1 protein-coding gene and 1 pseudogene are annotated in these 1,101 nt (G+C 43.6%); both read left to right on the top strand.

The genetic code is table 11. The features are described from left to right. Nucleotides 1–344: pseudogene (gene pdxS, locus V7659_RS31760) on the top strand (pyridoxal 5'-phosphate synthase subunit PdxS); the annotation flags it as partial. A gap of 20 nt (nucleotides 345–364) precedes the next feature. Continuing rightward, a complete protein-coding gene (gene pdxT / locus V7659_RS31755; RefSeq protein ID WP_116307718.1) occupies nucleotides 365–955 on the top strand; it encodes a pyridoxal 5'-phosphate synthase glutaminase subunit PdxT in 591 nt (196 codons plus the stop codon). The last annotated feature ends 146 nt before the right edge of the window (nucleotides 956–1,101 follow it).

Genomic DNA, 1,101 nt, shown 5'->3' with positions numbered 1-1,101 from the left:
AATTGATGACAGAAGCCAAGAATCTGGGCGCACCTTATGAATTATTGCTTCAAATTAAAAAAGAAGGCAAATTGCCAGTTGTAAACTTTGCAGCTGGAGGTGTTGCGACACCAGCAGATGCAGCACTCATGATGCAGCTTGGAGCAGATGGTGTATTTGTCGGCTCTGGTATCTTCAAATCAGACAATCCAGCTAAATTTGCAAAAGCGATCGTAGAAGCAACGACTCATTTCACAGATTACCGTCTAATTGCAGAGCTTTCTAAAGAGCTTGGAACAGCGATGAAAGGAATTGAAATTTCAAATCTATTGCCAGAAGAGCGTATGCAAGAGCGTGGCTGGTAATTAAGGGAGCGCAAACGAACATGCTAACAATTGGTGTACTAGGGCTTCAAGGAGCGGTGAGAGAGCATATTCAATCGATTGAAGCGTGTGGCGCAGCGGGAAAGATCATCAAGCGGGTAGAGGAGTTAGAAATTGTTGACGGTCTCATTATCCCTGGTGGTGAAAGTACGACGATGAGAAGACTCATGGATACGTACCAATTCATTGAACCGATTAAAGCGTTCGCTGCTCAAGGTAAACCGATATTTGGGACTTGTGCCGGTTTGATTATGCTGGCAAAGCATATAGAAGATCGAGAAGATGCTCATCTTGGACTGTTAAATGTATCTGTTGCACGTAATTCGTTTGGCAGACAGGTAGACAGCTTTGAAGCAGATGTAGAAGTGAAAGGACTGGATGCGCCGTTTACAGGTGTGTTCATCCGTGCCCCACATATCATCAGCGCAAATGAGAGCGTAGAGGTCATGGCTGAGTATGACGGCAGGATTGTGATGGCGAAAGAAAACAATATCTTAGGTTGTTCTTTTCATCCAGAGCTGACAGATGACCATCGGTTAACACAGCTGTTTGTTGAGATGGTGGAGTCCTATAAAACGAAGCTTGCTGTATAAAACGGTTGAAAAGAGATAAAACTTATAGTACATTAAAATCACAATCAAAGATCGAAAAAGCGTTGACGGGAAATAGTAAGAAGCCCCTCTTTCTCAGAGAGCCGATGGTTGGTGAGAATCGGTGAAAGATGCATTCTGAATCCATC

Origin of the sequence: Neobacillus drentensis (genome assembly GCF_036966985.1) — a bacterium.
GTDB lineage: Bacteria > Bacillota > Bacilli > Bacillales > Cytobacillaceae > Neobacillus > Neobacillus drentensis_E.
The sequence above is the reverse complement of the archived record's forward strand: the minus strand, read 5'-3'. Positions and strand labels throughout refer to the sequence as shown.